This is a genomic window from Geothermobacter hydrogeniphilus (assembly GCF_002093115.1).
GTDB lineage: Bacteria > Desulfobacterota > Desulfuromonadia > Desulfuromonadales > Geothermobacteraceae > Geothermobacter_A > Geothermobacter_A hydrogeniphilus.
Map to the genome: position 1 here is coordinate 284,656 of NZ_NAAD01000001.1, position 24,524 is coordinate 309,179.

General features: G+C 59.1%; 24 protein-coding genes. 19 read left to right on the forward strand and 5 right to left on the reverse strand.

Annotated elements, in window-relative coordinates; genetic code table 11:
- The first annotated feature begins 6 nt into the window (after positions 1 to 6).
- From B5V00_RS01325 to B5V00_RS01355, 7 genes are read left to right on the forward strand one after another with little or no spacing between them, the layout of a single operon-like run.
- Positions 7 to 888 (forward strand): HDOD domain-containing protein, encoded by an 882-nt coding sequence (locus tag B5V00_RS01325; RefSeq protein WP_085008732.1) that lies wholly within the window; start codon positions 7 to 9, stop codon positions 886 to 888.
- Entirely contained in the window at positions 885 to 1,271 is a 387-nt protein-coding gene (locus B5V00_RS01330; protein WP_085008734.1) for a response regulator, read from the forward strand. The genes B5V00_RS01325 and B5V00_RS01330 overlap by 4 nt, the downstream gene beginning before the upstream one ends.
- Entirely contained in the window at positions 1,264 to 1,722 is a 459-nt protein-coding gene (locus B5V00_RS01335) for a chemotaxis protein CheX (RefSeq protein ID WP_085008736.1), read from the forward strand. Before B5V00_RS01330 ends, B5V00_RS01335 begins: the two co-directional genes overlap by 8 nt.
- Before the next feature lie 36 nt (positions 1,723 to 1,758).
- Complete coding sequence (locus B5V00_RS01340; protein WP_085008739.1) at positions 1,759 to 2,130, forward strand: response regulator; 372 nt, start codon at positions 1,759 to 1,761, stop codon at positions 2,128 to 2,130.
- Positions 2,131 to 2,140: 10 nt separating this feature from the next.
- The gene (locus B5V00_RS01345; protein WP_085008740.1) at positions 2,141 to 2,605 is read left to right on the forward strand and encodes a chemotaxis protein CheX; all 465 of its coding nucleotides are present in this window, start codon (positions 2,141 to 2,143) and stop codon (positions 2,603 to 2,605) included.
- A gap of 38 nt (positions 2,606 to 2,643) precedes the next feature.
- Entirely contained in the window at positions 2,644 to 3,162 is a 519-nt protein-coding gene (locus B5V00_RS01350) for a chemotaxis protein CheX (protein ID WP_172399568.1), read from the forward strand.
- An 8-nt stretch (positions 3,163 to 3,170) separates the two neighbouring features.
- Positions 3,171 to 5,081: a hypothetical protein gene (locus B5V00_RS01355; protein WP_085008744.1), complete on the forward strand. Its 1,911-nt coding sequence runs from the start codon at positions 3,171 to 3,173 to the stop codon at positions 5,079 to 5,081.
- A 259-nt stretch (positions 5,082 to 5,340) separates the two neighbouring features.
- Here the strand turns inward: B5V00_RS01355 and B5V00_RS01360 are convergent, their stop codons facing one another.
- The 4 genes from B5V00_RS01360 to B5V00_RS01375 form a co-directional block, all read right to left on the reverse strand.
- On the reverse strand, positions 5,341 to 6,402 hold the full coding sequence (locus B5V00_RS01360) for a sigma-54 interaction domain-containing protein (protein WP_085008746.1): 1,062 nt from the start codon (positions 6,400 to 6,402) through the stop codon (positions 5,341 to 5,343).
- 476 nt (positions 6,403 to 6,878) lie between these two features.
- Positions 6,879 to 8,564 carry a sigma-54 dependent transcriptional regulator gene (locus B5V00_RS01365; RefSeq protein ID WP_085008748.1) on the reverse strand — a complete coding sequence of 562 codons (1,686 nt, stop codon included), beginning with the start codon at positions 8,562 to 8,564 and terminating at the stop codon, positions 6,879 to 6,881.
- 7 nt (positions 8,565 to 8,571) lie between these two features.
- Positions 8,572 to 10,515, reverse strand: a complete 1,944-nt coding sequence (locus B5V00_RS01370; protein ID WP_085008750.1) for a PAS domain-containing sensor histidine kinase — start codon at positions 10,513 to 10,515, stop codon at positions 8,572 to 8,574.
- 15 nt (positions 10,516 to 10,530) lie between these two features.
- Positions 10,531 to 10,917 carry a response regulator gene (locus B5V00_RS01375; RefSeq protein WP_085008752.1) on the reverse strand — a complete coding sequence of 129 codons (387 nt, stop codon included), beginning with the start codon at positions 10,915 to 10,917 and terminating at the stop codon, positions 10,531 to 10,533.
- Positions 10,918 to 11,211: 294 nt separating this feature from the next.
- On the opposite strand from B5V00_RS01375, the gene B5V00_RS01380 reads away from it, so the two are divergent.
- The 8 genes from B5V00_RS01380 to B5V00_RS01415 all read left to right on the forward strand — a co-directional run bounded on the left by B5V00_RS01380 (position 11,212) and on the right by B5V00_RS01415 (position 20,029).
- Entirely contained in the window at positions 11,212 to 11,976 is a 765-nt protein-coding gene (locus B5V00_RS01380) for a TlyA family RNA methyltransferase (RefSeq protein WP_085008754.1), read from the forward strand.
- Positions 11,973 to 12,734, forward strand: a complete 762-nt coding sequence (locus tag B5V00_RS01385; protein WP_085008756.1) for an SAM-dependent methyltransferase — start codon at positions 11,973 to 11,975, stop codon at positions 12,732 to 12,734. Before B5V00_RS01380 ends, B5V00_RS01385 begins: the two co-directional genes overlap by 4 nt.
- Positions 12,731 to 13,690 carry a peptidase U32 family protein gene (locus tag B5V00_RS01390; protein ID WP_085008758.1) on the forward strand — a complete coding sequence of 320 codons (960 nt, stop codon included), beginning with the start codon at positions 12,731 to 12,733 and terminating at the stop codon, positions 13,688 to 13,690. The genes B5V00_RS01385 and B5V00_RS01390 overlap by 4 nt, the downstream gene beginning before the upstream one ends.
- A gap of 6 nt (positions 13,691 to 13,696) precedes the next feature.
- Entirely contained in the window at positions 13,697 to 14,815 is a 1,119-nt protein-coding gene (locus B5V00_RS01395; protein ID WP_085008760.1) for a metallophosphoesterase family protein, read from the forward strand.
- A complete protein-coding gene (locus B5V00_RS01400) occupies positions 14,812 to 17,034 on the forward strand; it encodes an ATP-binding protein (RefSeq protein ID WP_085008762.1) in 2,223 nt (740 codons plus the stop codon). The genes B5V00_RS01395 and B5V00_RS01400 overlap by 4 nt, the downstream gene beginning before the upstream one ends.
- A complete protein-coding gene (locus tag B5V00_RS01405) occupies positions 17,009 to 17,356 on the forward strand; it encodes a histidine triad nucleotide-binding protein (protein ID WP_085008763.1) in 348 nt (115 codons plus the stop codon). The genes B5V00_RS01400 and B5V00_RS01405 overlap by 26 nt, the downstream gene beginning before the upstream one ends.
- Before the next feature lie 121 nt (positions 17,357 to 17,477).
- Positions 17,478 to 18,947, forward strand: a complete 1,470-nt coding sequence (locus B5V00_RS01410) for an HD domain-containing protein (protein WP_085008765.1) — start codon at positions 17,478 to 17,480, stop codon at positions 18,945 to 18,947.
- A gap of 20 nt (positions 18,948 to 18,967) precedes the next feature.
- Entirely contained in the window at positions 18,968 to 20,029 is a 1,062-nt protein-coding gene (locus B5V00_RS01415; RefSeq protein ID WP_085008767.1) for a polysaccharide deacetylase family protein, read from the forward strand.
- Here B5V00_RS01415 and B5V00_RS01420 read toward each other — a convergent pair.
- On the reverse strand, positions 20,023 to 20,982 hold the full coding sequence (locus tag B5V00_RS01420) for a glucosaminidase domain-containing protein (protein ID WP_085008769.1): 960 nt from the start codon (positions 20,980 to 20,982) through the stop codon (positions 20,023 to 20,025). The genes B5V00_RS01415 and B5V00_RS01420 overlap by 7 nt on opposite strands.
- 188 nt (positions 20,983 to 21,170) lie before the next feature.
- Between B5V00_RS01420 and B5V00_RS01425 the strand changes: the two genes are divergently transcribed.
- The 4 genes from B5V00_RS01425 to htpG all read left to right on the forward strand — a co-directional run bounded on the left by B5V00_RS01425 (position 21,171) and on the right by htpG (position 24,483).
- Positions 21,171 to 21,590: a secondary thiamine-phosphate synthase enzyme YjbQ gene (locus B5V00_RS01425; protein WP_085008771.1), complete on the forward strand. Its 420-nt coding sequence runs from the start codon at positions 21,171 to 21,173 to the stop codon at positions 21,588 to 21,590.
- 87 nt (positions 21,591 to 21,677) lie between these two features.
- On the forward strand, positions 21,678 to 21,845 hold the full coding sequence (locus B5V00_RS17085) for a hypothetical protein (RefSeq protein WP_172399569.1): 168 nt from the start codon (positions 21,678 to 21,680) through the stop codon (positions 21,843 to 21,845).
- Positions 21,846 to 21,861: 16 nt separating this feature from the next.
- Entirely contained in the window at positions 21,862 to 22,335 is a 474-nt protein-coding gene (locus B5V00_RS01430) for a ferritin-like domain-containing protein (protein ID WP_085008773.1), read from the forward strand.
- 303 nt (positions 22,336 to 22,638) lie between these two features.
- Positions 22,639 to 24,483, forward strand: coding sequence for a molecular chaperone HtpG (gene htpG / locus B5V00_RS01435; RefSeq protein WP_085008775.1), 1,845 nt, complete (start codon positions 22,639 to 22,641; stop codon positions 24,481 to 24,483).
- Positions 24,484 to 24,524: the final 41 nt, after the last annotated feature.

Consider the following 24,524-nt stretch of genomic DNA (forward strand, 5'->3'; position numbering starts at 1 on the left):
TTTGTCATGACTGAGCAAAAAGCTGTCGAAGAAATCCGCCGTGCCATTGAAAAGGCCCCGCTGCTTTCCGCCAATGCCCAGCGGCTGATGCAGATTACCGCGGACACGGATCATGAGCTCGGCGATGTGATCGACATTGTCAAATGCGACGCGACGTTGACCGCCCGGGTGCTCCGGGTGGTCAATTCCGCCGCCTATGATCTGCTCAATCCGATTTCATCCATCGATCGGGCGGTTTCGTATCTCGGTGAACGGATGGTGACCTGCATTGCCATCGGCGACAGCGTCGGGAACCTGATGAATCGTCCCATGGCCGGTTACCAGGCGGCAGCCGGCGAGTTGTGGCGGCATGACCTCTTCACCGCATTTGCGGCCAGGGAGATTGCCCGCTGCGCCAGGGGGGATATGACCATTGACCTGGCGTTTACCGCCGGATTGCTGCATGACATCGGCAAAGCGATCCTGTCGGAATTTCTTCATGGCAGTGCTGAAAACCTGGTCGGCGATATTGATGCCGGTCATGTCGAGAACTATCTCGGCGGAGAGAAGAAACTGCTCGGCATGGATCACGCGGAAATCGGCCTGGAACTGGCGAAAAGCTGGCAGCTGCCGACGCCGCTGCAGTCGGCGATCGCTTTTCATCACGAGCCGCAACGCGCGCCCGAGGAGGATCGTCTGCTGGTCTATGCCGTCCACCTGGGCGATATCATCGCCATGATGAACGGTTTCGGCACCGGCAGTGACAGTATGCAGTACCAGCTGGATCAGGGTTATCAGGACTATCTGGAGTTCGATACCAAACAGTTGCCGGGCATCATCCTCGAGGCAACCGAGCTGTTCCGGCAGGCCGAGGCATCGCTAACTCAAAATCAGGAGACCGAATCGTGAAAAGAATCGTTGTTGCCGATGATTCCCAGACGGCACGCATGTTTGTCAAACGTTGTCTGCAGATCGTCGGTCTTCAGGATGTCGAATTCTGCGAAGCCGGCAACGGCAAGGAAGCACTGGCCCTGCTCAAGGAGCAGCCGACCGACCTTTTGGTGACCGATCTCAACATGCCGACCATGGATGGTGAAACGCTGTTGAAATGGGTCAAGGGCAATCCGCGCCTGACCGACGTGCCGGTGATGGTTGTCACCAGTGCCGGCAACCCGGCAAAGGAGGAGCAACTCGTCAAACTCGGCGCCTTCTGTGTTCTCAACAAGCCTGTCAACCCGGCGTTGTTGCGGGAGAAGCTGCAGCCGCTGCTGAAGGAGATTTCCGATGCTTGAACGGATGACCAGGGCGATGCACAAGGCCGTGGCGGAAACCATTGAAAATATGGCGTTTCTGGAGGCCCTGCCGAGCCAGGAGCCACCCCCCATCGAAGAGGGTGAGATGCTTCGGGCGAGCCTGCTGATGCACGATCCGGTGCAGGGTGAATTTCTGCTGCTGATGCCGCGCAACCTGCTGCTCGGTATTGCCGAGGCGCTGTTCGGACTGCCGGTCGAGGAATTGACCGAGCAGCTTGCCGACGATGCCCTGCTCGAACTGCTCAATACGGTGGCCGGTCAGTTCCTCAACGAAGTCATCCCCGGCCAGGTTTATCGCCTCGGCCTGCCCGAAATCGAACCCTCGTCGGATGAACCGCTCGGTAACAGCGAAATCGTCTGGCACTTCCTGATAGATGATGAGGGATTTTCCGTCGCGGTGTCCGGGACCTCGCTGCTGGAGCAGGCCTGAACCCGAAAACGCCCCTATTGAAAGGACCGACAAACCATGGGAAAAAAAGTACTGATCATCGATGATTCAAGCACCATGCGCAAGATTGTCGCACGTTCGCTGCGCCAGGCCGGCTTCGATTTTGAGACGATTCTCGAAGCCGGTGACGGGCAGGAGGCGCTGGAGGTGTTGAGTGGTGAAAATGTCGATGTCATTCTCAGTGACATCAATATGCCGAACATGAACGGGGTCGAATTTCTCCGCAACAAGGCCGAGGATGACGGCATCAGGAATATCCCGGTGGTGATGATCACCACCGAGGCCGGGTCGGAGATTCTGCGCGAGGCTCTCGACCTCGGAGCCAAGGGAAGCATCAAGAAGCCCTTCACTCCCGATCAGGTTCAGGACACCCTGGGTGCCTTACTCTAGGAGGCGGATTGTGGATTTTGCGAAAAGCGTGATTGACGCAACCTGCGAAATATTTGAAACCATGTTGATGACCCGGGTGACTCCGGGCGATCCGCTGCCGAATCGTAGTGACGTCTTTGTCGGCGGCATCAGCGGCATGGTCGGCATGGCCGGAGGCTACCGGGGGATGCTGGCCATCCATTGCTCCAACCAGGTTGCCATGGCCATTACCGGGACGTTTCTCGGCATCGAAGTTGAAACTGTTGACGATGATGTCAAAGACGCTATCGGTGAGATGGCCAATATGCTGGCCGGATCGGTTAAATCCTCCCTGTCGGAGAACGGCAAGGACATCAAGTTGTCTATTCCATCCGCCGTGGGCGGGGAAGAATATACCTTCGAGTGTCATGCCGCCGCTGACCAGGTGCTGATGCCATTCAAAATGCCCGATGGAGAATTCCTGGTGGAACTGCAGCTGCAGGAACAGTCGGAATGATGCCGCTCCGGGTAGTCGAGGATAACAGGAGCCGGACGATGATCGACAACGCACTGCAGGTAAGCCGCCCCGGTTTCGACGATGTGTCCACAGTCGAGAGCTACAGCGGCATGCTGGCCGAGGCGACGACGGAAGTCTTTGCCACTATGGTCATGATGAAGGTCGAAACTCTGGGGCTGCGGTCTGCCCGTCCTGACCGCCTGATCGATTCGGTGTCTGCCGTGCTGGGGATCTCCGGCGGGCTGCGGGGGGTGCTGGCTGTTCATTGTCCTGAACAGGTGGCGCGTGAAATCTGTGGTGGAATGCTGGGTGAAACGCCGGTTGAAGTCGATGCCGAGGTCAAGGATACGATTGGTGAAATGGTCAATATGATTGCCGGAGGGTTGAAGACCCGACTTTTGCAACAGCAGTGCGAAATCGAACTGGCGGTGCCGTCGGTGATCGCCGGAAGTTGTTATGAGGTCAACCTTCTATCCCGGGCTGAACGGTTGCTGCTGCCCTTTGAAACGGCCGCGGGGACCTTTCTGCTTGAATTCAAGTACGCCGGAAAAACCTAGGCAGGAGCATGGACCGCCGGAAAGTCGTCAATACCGTTCTTGGAGCGGTGCTGAAAAAAGGCCAGGAGGAGATCTCCTCCCTGATTGGCCAGCCTGTCGAGTTCAGTGACTGCCAGGTCATAACCTCGAACCGGGAGACTCTGTTCGAAAATCTGCAGGATCCGCAGGTGCTGTCTGAATTCAGGGTTGAAGGGGACCGTGAGGGAAGCGCCTGGCTGCTGCTCGATCTCAAGGACGCCCTGGTCCTCGGCGGTACCTTGATCATGCTGCCTGAAGAAGAGCTGCAGGATCGTATCGACAAAGGTGAGTTCGGCGGTGACGAGGCCGACGCTTTCGGCGAAATCGTCAACATCATGGCCGGCGTTATCTCCGGTCTGTTCGATGAACTTTTTCCCGACAAACTGCGATTCGTCAAGACCGGCCAGCAGGTTGTCAATCCACTCCGAGTTGTTGCCAAAGAGGACTATCCCCTGGCGGAAGGCCCGTTGAGTCTTGTCACCGGCAAGGGGACGCTGCAGGGGAAGGATCTTGTCGGACTCGTTCAGGTGCTGGTACCGGATGAACTTCTCGGGATAGGGGAGGGAGATGATGCGGCACCGGTTGTCGAGTCGGAGAAGACGGCAGCCGAGCCTGAGCAGGCAACCGCTGCAGATCAGGTGGGTACGGTCGGGCAGACGGTAGTCGCGCCCACCGAAACGACTGCCGTCGCGGGTGACTCCGCGGGGGCAGGTGCAGCTCCTGCTGCGGAAACCCCGTCTGCGAAGCCGCCGGCTGGCCCGGCCGGTTCCGGTCCTGTGGTCAGTGAAGATAAACTGGTCAAAATTTTCAGGGTGATTCATGCCAAAATTCAGGAAGAAGTCGGGGGCTTCCTGGGGCATTCATTCGAAATCAGCAATGAAAAATACTTTTGTTCCAACAGGGCGGAGTTGTTTGCCGGTCTGGACGGGACCCAGGTTCTGGCCCACCTGCGGGTCGAAGGGGACAGGGAAGGTGACGGTTACCTGTTGACCAGCCTGGGGGCCGCTATCCATCTCGGTGGTACCCTGATCATGCTTCCCGAATCCGAATTGCAGGAGCGCCTGCAGAGCGGTGAATACGGGGCCGAGGATTCGGATGCCTTCGGCGAGATTGTCAATATTGTTGCCGGGATCTGCACCTCGGTTTTCAATGATATCTATCCCGGCAACCTGCGCTTTGTCAAAACGGACCAGGAGACCATTGATCCCCTGGTTATTGAGGCCAGGGAAGAGTACCCGGTCGAGGATGTCGAATTCTTCCTCGCTTCCGGGGACGCCCGGCTTGATGGACAGGAGCTTGGTCGGATAGAGTTTTTCGTTCCGGCCGATGTTTTGGGCCTGCAGCACGCCGAGGCTGCTGAAGTGACGGCGTCGACGGAAACGCCGGCCGTTGCGGGGGCTGATGAGACGGCCGGAGATCCCGGTGGGGCTGGTTCCGACAGCACGGGAGGGGTGTCCGCGGCGACTGAAACCGGCATCATCCCGCCTGCAAGAGGGAGCGCGGGAGAATCCGCCTCCCCGGTGGCGACCGGTTCGACCGGTGCCCGACCGCTGATTCTGGTCTGCAGCGATTCCGAAGAGCAGGCGGAGGTGTTTATCAGGGCGATCGAAGGGTTGAACTGCGCGGCCCGGTTTCAGCATGTGCAGGAGACTGTCGGCGGTTACGGCCCCGAAACCCGTGGGGTCTTCCTGGTCCTTGGAGATGTCGGCGAACAGGGAATCGCCGCGGCGATCAAGATCAACGCCAGTATCCAGGGGCGCATGCCGTTGATTGCCGCCGGTCCCAACTGGACCCGCAGCATGGTGCTGCGGGCCATCAAGTACGGCATCAGGGATATCCTGGTGACGCCCGCCAGTGAGGCGCAGATACAGGAGAAGGTGAAACTCAACCTGGTCGCCTGACACTTGCCAGGGCTGATGAAAAGCCTCCATCTGCGTCGTTGCCCTTGTCCTCGTCATTGCGGAGTAGCTGCCGCTACGCCTCATTCCTCGGCCTGCGGGCGCCTCGCATCTGAAGACTTTGATCAGCCTCGATGACATGAACTGAGTCGCGCTGTTGGGACGTTTCTCAGGGTTGATGAAAAGTCCTTGGGACCGGTTACGAAAAAAGCCCCCGGCTGCTAATCCGCTGCCGGGGGCTGTGCATGCAGGGCCTGGATGCTCAGGCGCAGGAGGCCTGGGGCAGGCCGATCCCGGTTTCGAGTTCCTTTTTCTTGATTTTTTCGATCAGGGTGGTGCGTTTCAGGTTGAGCAGACGGGCGGCTTCCTTCTTGTTGCCGCCGGTGCGGGCCAGAGCCTGGCTGATCAGCTGTCGCTCAAGACCGTCGACAAGGTCGTTGAAGTTGATGCCGTCACCGTTCCAGAGAGCTTCGTGCAGGGCGATCGGTGCCAGGTTGTCGAGTTGTTCTTCCTTGCGCCGGTCGGCGGTTCCGGGTTGAACCGCATGTGCGGCGTACTTGGCCGGCAGGTCTTCGAGATCGACCGATTCGCCGCCATGCAGCACCACCAGCCGCTGAACGAGATTTTCAAGTTCGCGGACATTGCCCGGCCAGGGATAGTTCACCAAGGCGTTCAGGGCCCGTTCGGTAAACCCCTTGAGCCCGTAGCGTTTGCCGCGGTTGAAAACCCGAATGAAGCTGTCAAGCAGCAGAATGATGTCATCCTTGCGCTCGCGCAACGGCGGGATGTTGATGGGAATGACACTGAGACGGTAGTAGAGATCTTCGCGGAACTTGCCTTCGGCGACCAGTTGTTCAAGGTTGCGGTGGGTCGCGGCGACAATGCGGACATTGACCGGCACCGGTTTGACGCCACCGACCGGTTCGTATTCCTTTTCCTGGATGACCCGCAGCAGCTTGGCCTGCAGCGAGGGTTTCATGTCGCCGATTTCATCCAGAAACAGGGTGCCGCCGGCGGCATACTGGATGCGTCCCATTTTATTCTGGGTGGCGCCGGTGAAGGCTCCCTTGACGTAACCGAACAATTCGCTTTCCAGCAGGTCATCTGGAATAGCCGCGCAGTTGACCGGGACGAAATTTTTCTCCCGGCGCGGGCTGCGGGAATGCACGGCACGGGCGACAAGCTCCTTGCCGGTGCCACTTTCACCATGAATCAGGACGGTACTCTCACCGTCATCAGCGACACGTTCGATGATGCTGAAAAGTTTCTGCATGCGCAGCGAGTTGCCGATGATGCCCTCGAATCCGTCTGATTTTCTCAGCATGGGGCCTCCTTGTGTAAGTAATCTGCCTTGAGGGGCTTTCAAGTCAAGTTACCGACACTTACTTCCAAGAAGAGTGCCAATCGAGCCGGTTGCATCGTCAAAGTTTTGAAATTGACCGGGTTGTTTTGGAAAAGCCTTTAAAACCGGGAGTCTCGTGAGAGATAAAATAGGACGGGTACGGGCTTGCGAGGGAGGTCGGGTATGCAAATGTGCCCTGATAAGGGTCTGTCACACTGTGACAGTGTGCCACAGTCACGACCTGTGCCAAGGCACAGTTGTGCCATGGCACAGGTCACAGTTCAGGATAACCTGAATCAGTGAGTTTCTGTTGGGTGTAGAGTGCAAGTGCTTGGTCTGCAAGAGATTTCCAAAAATCTGAAGCGCACCCATAGGTTCGCTGGTGATTTTTGGGAAGCTCAGGCAGATCAATGACTTGTGCTATCCGCCGACAAGGAACTCACTGATTCAGGGATAATTCAGATCCCGTATTCCTCAAGCTTGCGGTAGATGGTTCGGCGGCTCATGCCGAGCAGCTGCGCGGCGCGGGTTTTGTTGCCGCCGGCCTTCTCAAGGGCATCGAGAATGGCCTGGCGGTCATCGCGGAAGCCCGCGGCCGTGCCCTGGGGAGCAGTGACGCCGTGGCTGGTCAGATCTGAGGAAAGATGCGCGGTGGTGATCAGGCTGTCCTGACAGAGGACGAAGGCATGTTCCAGCGCGTGTTCGAGTTGTCTGACATTGCCCGGCCAGGGGTAGGATTTGAACAGCGCCATGACATCATCGGTTACGCCCCTGATCTGTTTGCCGAAACGGATATTAAACTGCTGGATGAAATGGCGGACCAGCAGGTCAAGATCAGATCCCCGCTGCCGCAGGGGCGGGAGCTTCAGATTCATGACATTGAGGCGGAAATAGAGATCTTCCCGGAACTCTCCGGCGCTGACCTTTTCCAGCAGATCCTTGTTGGTGGCGGTGACGATGCGGACGTCAACCTTGATCGGGGTGGAGTCTCCTACTTTTTCGATGATTTTGTCCTGCAGAACCCGCAGCAGCCGGACCTGGGTGGCCGGTGAAATGTCACCGATTTCATCCAGGAAAATGGTGCCGCCGTCGGCTTTCTGAAAACGTCCGATCTTGTCCTTGACGGCGCCGGTAAAGGCTCCCTTGACGTGGCCGAAAAGTTCACTTTCCAGCAGGCTCTCAGGCAGGGCGGCGCAATTGAATTTGACCAGAGGACGTTTGCGACGGTCGCCCATGTTGTGCAGCGCCTCGGCGACCAGTTCCTTGCCGGTTCCCGATTCGCCGGTGATCAGCACCGTGGTGTCGATCGACGCGAGAGAATGAATCATTCGGTAGAGATGCTGCATCTCCTCGCATTGGCCGATCATGTTGCCGGGCTGATTGCGGTCCTGCAGGTCCCGTTCAAGCTTGACCATACGGGTTTCGTCCCGCAACAACAGCACGACGCCGTCATGTCTTCCGGTCGGCGTCTGCAGGGGGGCGGTATTCAAAGTCAGAACCTGGATGCCGCCCCTGGAGAGGGGGCACTCGCAACGGTAGATTTCACCGGGTTGACCTGTCTCAAGAGTCTGGCGGACCAGTCTGGCGCATTGGCCGTCGGTACCGTCGAGCAGTTCAAAGTTTTCACCGATCGATTCACCGGCGATACCGAGCATCTGCTTGGCGGCGGCGTTGATTTCCACCAGGCGCATGTCGCTGTCAACAGTGAGCAGACCATCGCGAATACTGCGGAAGATCGCTTCAAGATGTGCCTGATAACGATTTTTCTGGACGACCAGTTCCTGATGGGTCAAGGCCAGTTTGGCGAGGCGCAGCAAGGTCTCCTGGCGCACCGGCTTGGAGATGTAATCGAAGGCTCCCAGCCTGACCGCGTCGGCGGCGGTATCGACTTCCGGAGCTCCGGTCACCATGATCACCGGGGCCTGCAGCTTGCGTTTGCGGATGACGCGCAGGACGTTGATTCCGGAGTGTCTGCCGAGCAGGATGTCGAGAAAGATCAGGTCGAAATGTTCGGCTTCAAGTTTTTCCAGCGCCTCGTCGGCCGAGGCGGCGGTATCGACCTTGTAGCCTTCATCCTCAAGGAAACTGGCGAAGGTCAGGCGGATACTTTCTTCATCATCGATACAGAGAATACGTTTGTTCATCTGGTCCTTATCCCGCGATGGGAAGGGTCAAAATGACCCGGGTAAAAGCGCCCGGCAGGCTGTCGAAGTAGATGGCTCCACCATGATCCTGAATAATACCATGGCTGATGCTCAAACCAAGTCCGGTTCCCTCGCCCTGGGGTTTGGTCGAAAAGAAGGGGTTGAGGATCCGGTCGCGAACCCCTTCGGGAATACCGCAGCCGTGATCGTGGAAAACGATTTCCAACATGCCTTTGCCGGTAAGCGGCCGGGCCGAGATGATCAGCTTCTTGTCCGGACAGGGGGCCGGGAAACGCTGGTTGAGGGCGTGTTGGGCATTACTGATCAGATTGATGAAAACCTGTTCCAGTTTCTGGTGTTTGCCAAGCAGACAGGGCAGGTTGGCGGGGATGTCCAACTCAAGATTGATTCCGTCCTTGCGCAGGCGGGTGGCGCAGAGGGAAAGAGCTTCCTGCAGCAGGTCGTTCAGAACCACCGGCCGTTTCTCTTCGACCCGGTCACGGGAAAAACTCAGCAGGTTGCCGACAATGGTGGCGATGCGGTCTCCTTCCTTGACGATGCGTTCGGCGATTTCATTCTGCCGACCTTCCTTTTTCCCCTGGTTGATCAGGATCTGGGCGTAGTTGATGATGCCGTTGATCGGGTTGTTGATTTCGTGGGCGACACCGGCGGCCAGTTCGCCGAGGGCGGCCAGGTGTCCGGTCCGCATGGTTTCGGCCTGCAGCTTGATCTTGTCGGTGACATCATGGGCCAGTTCCATGATCTGAATGACCTTACCGTCTTCGGAGCGGATCGGAAACGCCCTGACTCCCCAGGATCGGCCATCCGGAGTGGTGACCAGCGAGGTTCCGATTTCACCCTCGGAGATGCAGCGTTCGGTCATCTCGACATCGCAGGGCGCCGAGTGTTCCTCGAAGAGCTGCCGGCAGGTTTTGCCGATCATGGCTTCAACCGGAATGCCGCACGCTTTGGACGCCGATACGTTGGCCCAGGTGAGGCGGGAATCGCCAGTCAGCAGCAGCAAGACATCGGGGATGCCGTCAAACAGGATGCGGAACTGATCGTAGAGGCGACGGTAGCTGTGTTCCCTTTTTTTCAGTTCCGTCTGGGCTTTTTTCTGCTCGGTGATATTGGTCAGCAGGCAATGCGTCTGCTTGAACCGGCCTTCCAGGTCGTAGCCGACGCGGCCCTTGACCATCACGTCGATCAGGGTGCCGTCCTTGCGCCGCATGGTGAATTCGAGATCCTTGACACTGCCGTCATCGAGAAAGGCGCAGAACCGTTCCTGCAGCAACTTCTGTGATTCGGCGGTCAGCAGCTTCGTCACCCGGGTGCCGATCAGTTCCTCCCGGCGGTAGCCGAGCATCTCCTCGAAGGCCGGGTTGACGTCGATGAAGCGACCGGCGGCATCGAGGGACTGGTAGGGCAGGGGGGCATTGCGATAAAGCAGGCGGAACCGCTCCTCGCTCTGTTTCAGGGCCTGTTCGGCCTGGAATTGCCGGGTGACATCGAGGGTGGCGACAAAGATTTTTTCCCAGGTATGCAGGTAGGTGTCCGGCAGGATAATACGCAATTCGACCTGGATGGTCCTGCCGTCAAGGGTGCGATTTGGGGAGTGGGTGCTGAATTGGGTTTCCCCGGAAAGAATCCTCGCCAGGTTTTCGCCAAAGATTTCAAAACTTTCTTCCGTGAAGACCTGGTCAAGCCGGGTCAGCAGGTCATTTCGGGACGAGGCCCCGTAGATCTCCAGGACCTTGTCGTTGACTTCAACGATTTTCACCAGGCCCGCGCACTCCCGGACGACCTCGGGATGGTCCCGAAAATAGTCGAGCAGGTTGTTGCCGCAGATCTCCCGTAATTCATCGAGCCGTTTCTTGACGACCGAAAAGTCCTCCACCCAGATGGCGACCGGGAGTTGGGTAAAGAGTTCCTGGTAGTGTGACTGGTTCATGGAGCTGAATGCCCGTCAGGAATCTTTGCGGAGCTTGCCGCGGTAATCGAGAGCCTTGGCGGTCATGGTCATCAGGGTTTCCTGGCGCACCGGTTTGGGGATATAGGCAAAGGCGCCACAGCGGATCGCTTCGGATACGGTGTCTTCATCAGGGGCGCCGGTCACCATGACCACCGGCGTCAGGGGGGCGATCTGCCTGATCTGCTTGAGAACCGAAATTCCGGAATGGGTTCCGAGCAGCAGGTCAAGAAAGATCAGGTCGTAGTTTTTTGCTTCCAACTGCGTCAACGCGTCCTTCGGACCTTCAGCAACATCGACCGTATATCCCCGGTCGGCGAGCAGATACTGAAAAGTAAAACGGATGCTCTCTTCATCGTCGATCACCAGGATCTGTTCATTCATGGATGATCCCTTTGCTGGTCGGGCGTATGCCCGGTTTATTCATGTTCATGACGCGCCCGGTCGAGGGGACTGTCTGGGCTGTTGCGTATGCCTGATTACGATCTTACCAATTACTTTAGCTTGTTCCTGAAAAATTTCTCGAATTTTTTGTTGCCGGTTACTTGATTCGGGACGACTTTTATTTCACCGGTTTACCGCTGCGATGTATAGAGTATTTTTCGTCCGGGATCAACCTGATTCAGCCAGTTTATGCTGTCCGGAGTCCCTCAAAGCGGTTGCCGGGTGTGGGGCGCTATGTTAATTTCATGGCCGATGAACGGCAAACAACGCATTGATAAAATCCTGGTCGACAAGGGCCTGGTTGCCTCCCGCGAGCGGGCCCGGGCGCTGATTCTCGCCGGGCAGGTGGTGGTCGATGACCATCGCGTCGACAAGCCCGGAACCCAGGTTCCGGTTGCCGCCGAGATTCGGCTCAAGGGTGAGGACATCCCCTACGTGTCACGTGGCGGGTTGAAGCTGGCCGCAGCCCTGGCGCAATTTCCGGTTGTGGTGCGAGGTCGGGTCGCCATTGATGTCGGCGCCTCGACCGGCGGGTTTACCGACTGCCTGCTGCAGGCCGGTGCCACGAAGGTCTATGCCGTCGATGTCGGTTACGGGCAACTGGCCTGGTCGTTGCGCAATGATCCCCGGGTGATCAACCTGGAACGAACCAACATCCGCCGCCTGGAACCCTCCGTCCTTGCTGAAAAGCCCGATCTGGCGGTCATTGACGCCTCCTTTATCTCCCTGGAGAAAGTGCTGCCGCCGACCCTGGCGCTGCTGGCGCGGCCGGCCGAGATCATTGCTCTGGTCAAGCCGCAGTTCGAGGTCGGGAGGGGAAAGGTCGGCAAGGGCGGCGTTGTCCGTGATCCGGAACAGCATCGCCGCGTGGTCAACCGGATCAGCGAGTTTGCCGCCGGGCTGAAACTGGTGGTCGCCGCCTCGGCGGCCAGCCCCATTCTCGGTCCCAAGGGCAACCGGGAATTTCTTCTTTATCTGAAAACGGGTGAGAATTTATGAATCGTGTCTTTTTTATCGGTGCCGGCCCCGGCGACCCCGACCTGTTGACGTTGCGGGGTGCCCGGCTGCTCGAACAGGCGACCACGGTTTTTACGCCCGATCCTCTCGACCAGACCTTTGCCCGGCTGCTGCGGGGCAAAAAAATCCATTCCCCCTTTGACTACTATTTTGATGAACTGCTCGCGTTGATCGACGCGTGCCGTCAAAAGGGGCCGGTGGCCTTTCTGGTCCCCGGCGACCTGACGTTCTATGCGCCGTTCCAGGCCCTGGTTGATACCCTTGGTGAGAATGCCGAGGTGATCCCCGGGGTCGGCATCGCCAATGCCGCTTCCGCCCGGTTGAAGAAAACCCTCGATCTGCCCGGGGTCTGCAATCGGGCCATCATCGCTTCGCCGCGCACGCTGGGAGATGACGAGAATGCTCCCGATCTTGCCGATCTGGCCGCTCCCGGAGTGACGCTGCTGATCTACATGAACAACCTGCCGCTGGAAGAGCTGGTTGTCCAGTTGCGCCGGGGGTATGGGCGCAGTGTTCCGATGGCGCTGCTGCACCGCCTCGGACTGCCCGGCGAAGAGATCCTGCTGGGGGATCTCGACACCATTGTCGATCTGACCGCCGGCCGCGACTTTTTCAATCTCGGGCCGGATAACCGTCGTCCCGCCCTGACCCTGGTCATCGTCGGTGAAACCCTGACCGCGTCACCGGGACGCGACTGGTGGGATTTCCGCCGTGAACATATCTGGCGCCATCGTTCATGAAGCTGATCAGTCCTATTGACAGCCCGGCCGAACTGGAACCGCTGCTGTTCGCCGGAGCTGACGAACTCTATGGCGGGGTGATTCCCCCGAACTGGTGGCAGGAGTATGGTTCGCTCGCTTCGATCAATCAGCGCACCTTCAGTGGCGCCCAGTTCGATGATTTTCCCCGTTTTCTTCAGACGGTTTCCGCCTGCCGCCAGGCCGGTCGGAATTTTTACCTGACGCTCAACAGCCCCTTTTATACCGAGCCGCAGTGGCCGCTGCTGATTGCGCTGGTTGAACAATGCGCCGCCGCCGGGCTGCACGGCATAATTCTGGCGGACATCGGCCTGTTGCGGGTGCTGCATCGACGTTTCCCTGAGCTGGAGTTTCACGCCAGCACCCTGGCGCATCTCGGTAATTCCGAAGCCGTCCGTGTCTATCAGCGGGCCGGGATTTCCAGTGTTGTCCTGCCGCGTCACCTGACTGTTGCTGAAATGGCCGCTGTTACCGGGGACGTTCCCGAGGTCGGTTGTGACGCCTTCCTGCTGGTCGGTAAATGTCCCAACACCGAGGGCCTGTGCAGCTTTCATCACAGCAGCCCGGACAAAATCTGGCCATGTGAAATCCCCTATGAAATCAACCCGATGGATGAACATTCCTCAACCGTTGTCGAGGCCGCTGTCGAACGCCAGCGCAGCTGGTCACGGAGCAACCGCCGCCACGGTTGCGGCCTGTGCGCCATTCCCCATCTGCGGGCGGGCGGGATTCGCGGGTTGAAGCTGGTCGGTCGAGGCGCTCCGACGGCGATGAAGCTGGCCAACCTCACCCTGGCACGTGATTTTGTCCGGTTGGCGGCTGAAAATCTCCCGGATGAAGAGTACCGCCGCCGTGCCCGTCAGGCCCACCGGTGCCGTTTCGGTGCCGGCTGTTCCCCCAATGTCTGTTACTATCCCGAGTTTTACCAGGGAGAATAAATCCCCATGATCCGTTGTCTGCATACCGCCGACCTCCATCTCGGCGCGTCCTTTCCCGCTCTCGGTTCTTTCGGCGCCGTCCGGGAGCAGGACTTTGTCCGTACCTTCCGTCGGGTGATCGATCTTGCCATCCAGCGCGAGGTCGATCTGTTCCTGGTTGCCGGCGACCTGTTCGACAACCCGTCTCCCGAGCGGGCGCTGATCGGGTGTGTCGAGGGCGAACTGCAGCGTCTTGTCCAGCGTGGGATTCTGCCGGTGCTGTTGCCGGGGACTCACGACTATCTGCTTGCCGGTGAGTCGGTTTATCATCCCGAACGTTTCAAGGGCGCGCTGCAACTGGTGCGGAATGACGGCCCCGTCAGAGTCACGGTCCGTGATGATGTTGTTTTTCTTTATTCCTGCTGCTGGGATTCAGGACGCGCCGACGAGCTGCGTGCCTGCATGGCCCGCAGACCCGGCGACGGGATCCATCTCGGCCTGCTGCATGGATCGCTGGAAGGAAGTCCGGATTGGCAATACCGCGGCAAGGATCTGCCTTTCACCTTTCCGGCGCTGAAACAATGGGGGCTTGATTATGTCGCCCTCGGCCACTATCACCGGTTCCAGCAACTCGAAGATGGGAACCGGCTTCGTGCCTGTTATCCGGGCTCTCCGGAGGGGAAGCGGTTCGGGGAGAACGGGCCGCGTCACGCCCTGATTGTTGACCTTGAACCGGGCCGGGCGGTAATGGAGCCGGTCGAGGTGCAGAGCCGTCAGCTGCTGGAACTGGAACTGGAGGTCGACGGGCAGATGACCGATACGGACATTGCCGAAGCGATTGCCGCCATGGGCGGAGAGGGGACGATCGTTCGACTCTGCCTGCGGGGAGTTCTTGATCGGGCCCTTGATCGCGACTATCTGGCCGCCTTCGCCGAGAACCGCTTCGACTACCTCGAACTGGTCGACGAAACCCGCTGGCTGCAGGGGGACTTTATCGCCGCAATCGCCGAGGAGGAGACGGTGCGGGGGGCCTGTGTCAGGCGCTTCCGGTCGCTGCTGGCCGCTGCCGACAATGACGTTTCGCGTCACGAGATCGAGCAGGCTTTTCGAGAAGTGATGGTCCGTTTCCAGGGAGGAGCGCGATGATCCTGCGTTCCATCGACCTTGAGTCCTTCGGCCGCTTCTCGCGACGCTGTTTTGAATTTCGCCGTGGTCTGAACCTGGTGCTGGGGCCCAATGAGGCAGGCAAGTCGACACTGATGGAAGCGGTGCCGGCAATCCTGTTCGGGGTTCGGGATAAAAAACGTTATCTGCCCTGGGGACGGGGCGGCGCCTGTCGCGGAGCCCTGCAATTCGAACTTGCCGGTGGCAGTGTGCGTGTCCAACGCGATCTTATGACCGACGAGGTCGGGCTCGAATGGGCCGATCAGCTCTACCAGACCCGGCGGCAGGTTTCGGGCAAGGCCTCGCCCCGCGGGCGTTCGCTGGAAAAGAAAGCCTACCTGCTGGAATTGCAGGAACTGCTCGGTTTCAGGGACGCGGACCTGTTCCGTGCGACCCTTTTTTTCGGCCAGGGGGATCTCGATCTCGATTTTGGCAAAAGCCTGAGTGAACGTATCAAGACCCTGCTGTCGGGGAGCGCCGAAATCGACTATGACCAGGTGCTTGATGATCTGCGGGAGTCATTGTTCAGCGTGACCCGGGAAAATCCCTGGGGCAAGGACAAGACCCGCGACCGGCAACTGGAGCTGGCCGAAAAGGAGCTTGCCCGCCTCGACGGGCTGCTGCAGCAGTCCGTCACCGCCAGGAAGGAATTCTCCACGATTGAGGCCGAGCTGCTTGATCTCGAAACCGGGCTCGCCGAAGACCAGCGTGAACTGGACAAGGGCGAAAAATATCTGCAGTGGATCAGAACTTACTGGCAGCTGGAGGAGCAGCGGAGCCGCCTGGAAGAACAATTTTCGATCGCGCGGGAGCAGCAGGCGCAGCAGCGGTGTCTGACACAGGAGCGTGAAACCCTGCGGCGTCAACTTTCCGCCGTCGGTCTTTCCCTGCCGGAAGATGGTTCCGTCGATCTGCACGAACGATTGCAGGAGGCCCGTCGTAGTCTGCTGCAGCTTCGGCAACTGCAGCAGGAACAACAACGCCTGCGACTGGATCTCGCCGACGAGAAAAAAAGCAGTATGTTTTTGATTTGCGGTTGGACACTGCTGGTTGTCCTCGGCGCCGGTTTCGGTGCCTGGCATGCTCAGCCGTGGAGGATCTATGCCCTGCTGGTGGGGGTGTTGCTGACCGGGCCGGTCTGGGCCTGGACGATATGGAAACGGGTCAGCCGTTCCGTGCGTCACAGTGAGCTGCGTGGCAAGGCGCAACTGCTTGAACAGCAGCAGCAGGAACTGCAACGGCAACTTGATCTGCTGGAAGAACCCCTGGCCGCGGCGGGTCTTGCCGCGCGGCTGGATGTGCTGGATGCTCAGCTTGATGCCTGGGCCGGTCATCGTGAGAAACTGCAGGAACTGCGGGAGATCGACAGTGCCCTCAAGGTGCTGCCCACCGCTGAAGAACTGGCCGGGACGGTCCGCCGGCTGACGCGCGACCTGGCCCTGGTTGAAGAGCGGCGGCAGCAGGGCCGGAATCTGCGCCCCGGTGTGGACCTGGAAGCGGCGGAACTCGCCGACGCTGAAGCCGAGCTTGAGCAGCTGCGCCGCAAGATCGCCGCCGCCGAGGAGCGGCGCAACCGGCTCTGGATGCGCCGGGCCGAATGCGGAGCTCTGCTTGCCGGACGGCCTCAACTGGAGGAAGACCGCGCCGAAGTGCTGCAGGATGTTGTCAGGTTGCAGGGCCGCAAAAGGGTTCTTGCGCTGGCTTGTGAGGTGTTGCGAGATTCCGTCAGTCATTTCCGGGCCGATTACCTGGAGCGGTTTGCCGCTCGCATCGGTCCCTATCTTGAGTCCGCCAGTGACGGTGTCTACCGGGAGGCGCGTCTGGACGAGGATCTATCCATCAGCCTGCGCGACGAGGGGGGGCGCTGGAAACCGCTCACTCATTTCAGCCGGGGGACGCGTGACGCCGTTGCCCTGGCGGTGCGGCTGGCTTTCGTTGACCAGTTTTCCCACGGCCGCAAACTGCCGATCCTGCTGGATGACGCGTTGGTGAACCTTGATGGCAATCGTCAGGCAAGAATGCTCAAGTTGCTGAAAAAACTCAGTCTTGAGCATCAGGTTATCCTTTTCAGTCATGATGAACGGTTGGCAAAAAGGGCCGCACGGGAACGCTGGCATGTGCTAACATTGGACGACGGGAGCCGGGCTCCCGCCAGACCGATAAAGGAGGAGCAAAATGCCGGACAACTGCATCTTCTGTAAAATCATCGCCGGTGAGATCCCGGGAAATTTCGTTTATCAGGACGATGAGATCGTTGTTGTCGAAGATATCGCGCCGCAGGCGCCGCACCATTACCTGCTGCTGCCGAAAAAGCATATCCCGACCACCCTCGATCTGGACCTTGAAGACCGGGAACTGGTCGGCCATATTCACCGGGTGGCCGCGCGGATCGCCCGGGATAAGGGATTCGCGGACGAAGGGTTCCGGATCGTGAACAACTGCAATGAAGGCGGCGGCCAGGTCGTCTGGCACCTTCATTTCCACCTCCTCGGCGGACGGCGCATGGGCTGGCCTCCGGGTTAGGAGACGAGGCCGCCTGATGCAAATCGGTATTGCGGCACGCGACCGTGTTCTTTAAGATAGATCCGAAACAGGTGCCCCGTCCGCAAGAAGCACGGGGGTAGCGATTCGGGATAAGGTTTCAATGACAGGAATACCCCAACATCATCCTTCCGCAGCCCCGGAAACACATGACCGGCGTCGTGAACAGCGCCTGGTCAATGAAATGATGGAGCTGCTGGTCACTCATTTCGGCGGAGAATTGAGCGAAGAAGTTCTTGACCAGTCGATTGACGACCTGCAGCAGGCGATCAGCATCGGCCGCAACTGCCACCGCGGACAGGTGCGTAAGTCGGGCGAACCCTATTTCTTCCATCCGCTGCGGGTCGCTCACCTGGCCGCCCGCCACTGGATGGATTTCCCCTCCGTCATCGCCGCCATTCTGCACGACGTGGTCGAAGATACGCCGATGACCCTTGATGAAGTCGAAGCCGAATTCGGCGGGGAGGTGGCGCTGCTCGTCAACGGCCTGACCAAGGTCGAGGACAAGCGTCTCAGCAAGGAGGATCTCAAGGCCGAAACCTATCGCAAGCAGTTGCTGGCGGCGATTGAAGATGTGCGGGTGCTGTGCCTCAAGTTCTGGGACCGGATCGACAACATGCAGACCATCGGGGCGCTGAAAAAGGGCAAACAGCTGCGGATTGCCGAAGAAACCCGCGCCGTCTACGTTCCCCTGGCCCAGCATCTCGGCATGGGTTATGTCGCCACCCGGCTGGACGCGCTGGCGCTGAATGTCATTTACCCGGCGCGGGCTGAGCGGTATCGCCGGGCGCTGGAGTCGATCCAGGAACGCACCGCTCCGGCGCTGCGGAAAATCCGCGCCAGGATCCAGAATTCCCTTGAACATCACAAGCTCAACAGCCTGCAGCGGGACCGCTGGCGGCCCTTTTCCATTGCCGCCGCGCGGTTGACGGCGCGCGGACTGGCAACCACCTACACGCTGGAGATCCTGGTCGACCGGGTGATGGATGCCTACCTGGTCCTGGGCCTGCTGCACAGTCTCTACCCGCCGATTCCGGGCAAGTTGCGTGATCACCTCAATGCCCCCTCGCATCACGGCTACCAGGCGTTGAAGACCACCGTGCAGGCCGCGGAACATCGACTGCGGGTCGAAATCACCACCCGCAAGTTCGCCCGTTTCAACGAGGCCGGGGTGCTGGCGCCGGGTTTTGAATTTCAGTTGGCCAATTTCAAGAAACTGATGCGCTCCCTGTTTGAGGGCGAGTCGGCGGTCGATACTGAAGGCCTGCGGCTGGCTTCGGCCCAGATTCGGGTCTACACGCCGCAGGGCGAACTGCGCATCCTGCCCGAGGGCAGCAGCGCACTTGATTTCGCCTTCGATATTCACGAGAATCTCGGTCTGCACGCCTGGCGGGCCCGGATCAACGGCAAGACCCGACTGCTCAAGGCGCGGCTCATGGATGGTGACCAGATCGCCATCGAGCGCAGCGATACCCCGTCGGTGCTGCCCAAGTGGCTGGAGTGGGCAGTGACCCCCAAGGCGCGTAATGCCATTCGCCGTTACCTGCGCAGCAAAGTCAAAAAGAATTCCTGACACCGACGGGTCTTCCATCCATGAAAGTCTTTCTTTTCCTGCTCCTGATCCTGGCCTGTTTTCAGGGGGCTGCTCCTTCCCGCGCCGACGCGGGCCGGGCCAATATCTTCATCTATCACCGTTTCGGTGAATCGCGTTACCCCTCAACCAACATCTCTCTTGAGGATTTTGCCGCGCAGCTTGACATTCTGCAGCGGGAGAAGGTCCCGGTTCTGCCCTTGTCCGAAGTGGTCGGACGCCTCCGGGACGGACGGGAACTGCCTGAACATTGCGCCGTTCTGACCGTGGATGACGGCTACCGCAGTTTTCTGACCGGCGCCATGCCGTTGCTGCGGCGCTACAATTTTCCGGTCACCTTGTTTGTCAACACCGATGCGGTGGGGGGGCGGAATTATCTTTCCTGGAAGGATCTGCAGGCGCTGGAACGGGAAGGAGTGGCGATCGGCCACCACACCGCCTCGCACCTGCACATGATCGACCATCGTCCGGGTGAATCGGAGCTGGCCTGGCGACAGCGGCTCAGGGATGATCTGGCACGGGCCTCAGCGGCCTTTTCGACCCACCTGGAGAAGAGGCCGAGGATTTTCGCCTATCCCTACGGCGAGTATTCGTCCGTGGTTGAGGATCTTGTGCGGCAGGCGGGATTCACGGCTGCCGTCGCTCAACAGTCGGGAGTGGTTTCGGCCGGGACCGACCTGTTCGCCCTGCCTCGCTTTCCCATGGGCGGCCCCTACGCGTCACCGCGCCAGTTCCGGCAGAAACTGCGGATGTTTTCATTGCCGGTGGAGGTTCTTTCGCCGTCCGGCCCGCTGCTTGACGAGGGGAACAATCCGCCGCTGCTTGAATTCCGCCTGGCAGGCGATCTGGTCGATCCGCGTCGTCTGCAGTGCTATGTTCCCGGGCAGCCTCCGGCAGAAATTCAGGCTGTACCCGGGACTCAGGACCGTTTCCGGGTGAGGGCCGGCCTGCCGCTTGCCGGGCGGCGCAGCAAGTACACCCTGACAGCGCCGTTGAGAAAGGGTGGCTGGGCCTGGTTCAGCTATTTGTGGATTCGGCCTTCGGTGCCGGAGGGCGGCTATTGAGCGGCAACCTGGTAAACAGGGCCGCCGGGGCGACGGTAGCGCTGGATCGGCAGGGGGGTGCGGAGGGTTGCCCGGGCCAGTTGCTGCAACTGGTTGTGGCGGATGATGGTACGGATTTCGTCGACATAGGCGCCGCGGCGGGCCGAGTAGAGTTCCAGACCGGCGGCCAGCGCCGTCCCCGAAACCTGTTGACCCTGTTTCAGCAACTCCGCCCGCAGCGCGCGCAACGGTCGGTAAGCCCAGTGCGTGTTGATGTTGCGCAGGTAGGAGCGCAGCGACTCGTAGATGGAGGGGAAAACCCGAACTTCGTAACTGGCTCCTTCAGGGCGTCCCGCCGGCACCAGCCCGGTTCCCGGGGTGAAGGTCCATTCGCCGAACAGGTTGTTGGCGTCTCGGGCGAAGCGGGAGGTTCCGAATCCCGATTCGTTGGCCGCCTGCGCCAGCAGCAGGCTGGGGGGGACCGGCGCGACGCGACGCCGCAGTTCCCGACGGGCGGCGGCACTGGTCAGTGGGTTCTGCCTGACCTTGTAGTAGCGCCGCAACTCCTGCAGGTCGACCAGTTGTCCCGTACTGAGAGGCTGCCGGTCCTCGATGCGGGCGAGGATGTGAATCAGTTCCTGGCGCTGCTGGTCGATCTCTTCGTTGAGCATCAGCGCCATCGGCAGCAGGGCGAGGAAAAAGAGTTTTTTCCTGCTGCGGACATCCGTTATCCGGTCCATGTCCGATGGCATTCGGGTCAGGATCAATGGCGGGACACCGTGTTCGAGACGGTCCCAGCCATAGCCGTAGGATTCAAAGGCGGCAACCAGTTCGTCAACGGTTGCCGGGCTTAATTCCTTGGGGGGGATGAGGGTCGACAAGTCGGCCGAAGCTTCGATGTCACGACAGCCGCCGTTGAGCAGGACCGGGACGACCAGCAGAAAGATCAGTGTTAAACTGAAAGTTTTCTTCATGATTCCAAAATGTTATCCTGTGCGCGTTCCATTTGGTTTTCACGGGCGCCAGGTTCACGAACGTGGATAAACTGAATATTTGTTAATTGTTTTCTGTATCCAAAAGCGCATCTTATATCATTACTGGGGTCTGCAGGCAACCCCGGATCGCGACTTGCCGCTGATAGACCTATCCAAGGAGGCTCATCGTGAAATCATATCGCAAGGAATTGTGGTTTCAAATCCCGGCTCGCCGCGGATTCGTCAACATCACCGCCGATATCGAGAACTGTCTGGCTGACAGCGGCATTGCCGAGGGACTCTGCCTGGTCAATGCCATGCATATTACCGCTTCGGTTTTCATCAACGACGACGAGTCGGGTCTGCACGCCGATTTCGAGCGCTGGCTGGAGGAGATCGCCCCTCACCAGCCGCTGGACCTCTATCGGCACAACCTGACCGGTGAGGATAACGGCGACGCTCACCTGAAGAGGACGGTGATGGGACGCGAGGTGGTGGTCGCGGTCACGGAAGGGCGGCTGGATTTCGGCCCGTGGGAACAGATTTTTTACGGTGAATTTGACGGCAGGCGGCGAAAACGGGTGCTGGTCAAGATCATCGGCGAATAAGTCCGCGCTCGATTCCGTTTTCAAACCGGTCGCTGAAGAACTCAACCGATTCAGGTTTATGATAAACTTTCAACAGGAGGCAGTCCTTTGACCGAGACGATCAAAACCGCGAGCTTTGAATCCCTGCTGGAGTTGGCCGAGGAACTGCCGGAAGGCGGCTACCTGTTCACCCTCGACGGCCACGAGTATCGTATCCAGGATGTGCTGGAGATTTCCAAAATCGCCCGGCAGCATGATTACATCGTCATATATTGACGGGAAGGTTGGATTGATGAGTACAGCCCAGGTTTGTCACACGTTTGAAGCGGCCCTTGAGATGGCCATCGAGATGGAGAATGAAGGTTATCGTCACTACCTGCGCGGACTGATGATTGTCCGGGACGCCAACGCCAGGGATATCCTCAAGGAAATGGCGCTGGACGAACTGGATCACAAGTACGCCCTGGAAAAAGCCCTGATCGAGGGTTTTGTCGGCGAAGAACACCAGCTGCAGAGACCGGTGCCGACCATGAACCTCGACTATGTTCTGACCCGCAGGGAGCTGTCTCCCGACTCCGGAGTGCGTGAGGCTCTGGCCTACGCGATTCACCTGGAAAAGAATGCCGTCGACTTCTACCAGCGCATGGCCCGCGGTTGTGCCGGCGCGCCGATGGCCGAGATGTTCGAGAAGATCGGCAACGATGAAAGTCGGCATCTGCAGAAGCTTGAAGATCTCTACGAGACCTATTTTTTGAGTGAGAACTGAGCGGCTACGACATGTTGCCGGCCGGGTGTTGAAACGTCAGGTTCCTCAGGCTGAGCAAAAAGGTCTGGATGCGGGCGTCCGTACCCCCGCTGAATAAGGCGTACCGGAAGGTCAGACGTTGACGCGGGGGAAGGAGGCAGCAGATGGACGTTTTTTTCATCAGCCTGCCGGCCCCTTGACATCCGTAGAGAGGGTTATTAATTTCTGTTCCGGAAAGGCCTGGCGGGTCGATATTCGCCAGGCCTTGGATTTTAAAAATTAAATCCCGGTGGCGGTTGCACCGGCTGTCAGGAGGTTTTTTTTATGACGAAGAAGGCGAAGGTTGAACAGGGCGAAATCTCCATCCATACCGAGAATATTTTTCCCATCATCAAGAAATGGCTTTACAGCGAGCACGAGATCTTCCTGCGGGAACTGGTGTCCAACGCGGTTGATGCCATTCACAAACTGCAGCATGTCAATCTCGTTGAGGGGCTGCAGCTCAGTGACGAGTACGCCGTCGACATCGAGGTCGACAAGGATGCCGGCACCCTGACCGTTCGGGACAACGGTATCGGCATGACGGCCGACGAGGTCCGCAAGTACATCAACCAGATCGCTTTTTCGTCGGCGGAAGAGTTCGTTTCCCGTTTCAAGGATCTGGAAGACAAGAAACAGATCATCGGCCATTTCGGGCTCGGTTTCTATTCGGCCTTCATGGTCGCCGACAAGGTGGAGATTCGTTCTCTCTCCTACGCCGAAGGTGCCGAAGGGGTTCACTGGAGCTGCGACGGCTCGACCAGCTACGAACTGCGTTCCTTCCCCAAGGCGGAGCGCGGCACTGATATCATCCTTCATCTCTCCGACGATACGAAGGAGTTCCTCGAACCGGCGCGCCTGCGTGAAGTCCTCAAGCGCTACTGTAATTTCCTGCCGCTGCCGATCCGCCTGGCCGGGGAGACGATCAACGATTGCGAGCCGCTCTGGAGCCGCACCCCGAGCGAGGTCAGCGACGAGCAGTACCTCGAATTCTATCGCAAGCTCTACCCGCTGGCCGAGGATCCGCTGTTCTGGATCCACCTCAATATCGACTTCCCCTTCAATCTCAAGGGAATCGTCTACTTCCCGCGGTTGACCAACGAGTTTGACGTCACCGCCAGCCACATCAAGCTGTTCTGCAACCAGGTGTTCGTCTCCGACGACTGCAGGGAGTTGATCCCCGAGTTCCTGACTCCCCTGCAGGGCTGTCTCGATGCTCCCGACCTGCCCCTCAATGTCTCGCGCAGCTACCTGCAGAATGAGCCCCAGGTGCGCAAGATCCAGGAGGTCCTCGCCGGGCGCGTGGCCGGCAAGATCGTCGAACTGGCCAAGGACCTGGAGAGCTTCGGGCCGATCTGGGAGGATATTCACACCTTTGTCAAGTTCGGCATGATGAAGGATGAGAAGTTCTACAAGAAACTCGCGGACAAGGTGGTCTTCCGTACCACTGGCGAGGAAAAATACACCACCCTCGATGCCTACCTGGAGCGCGCCAAAGAGAAGCACGCGGGAAAGGTCTTCTACACCAGCGACGAGGCCGCTCAGGCGCCGTACCTGAAGCTGTTCGCCGACCAGGGCTTTGAGGTCCTCAAGCTGGAGGCGATGATCGACAGCCACTTCATCCAGTTCCTGGAGATGAAGAATTCCGAGGTCAAGTTCGAGCGCATCGATGCCGATATCGCCGACGGACTGCTGGATACGGAGGCGGGATCGGAGATCGCCAGCGGCAAGGATCAGAAGACTCTCAGCGAGGCGCTGCAGGAGTTCTTCGGTAAAGTTCTCGATATCAAGGGGCTCAAGGTGCGGGTCGAAGCTCTGCGCGATGCCGCGGTGCCGGGGGTGGTACTGCTCAATGAGCAGACCCGCCGCTTCAAGGAAATGACGCGTGCCATGGGGGATGCCGAACCCGACCTGTTCGCCGAGCACACCCTGCTGGTCAATGCCGCCAGCCCGGTAGCGAAGAATATCCGCGCCCTGCAGGAAGCGGGAGATCAGGAAACGGCCGAACTGCTGGCGCGTCAGGTTTATGACCTCGCCTGCTTGTCGCAGCGCAGCTTCGACAAGGACCGCATGGAAGCATTCCTGGAGCGCAGCGGCAGGATCCTGCAGTTGGCGGGGGAGAAGGGCTGAACCTGATCGATTCAACTTCAAAGTGCACTACCTAAAGCTAA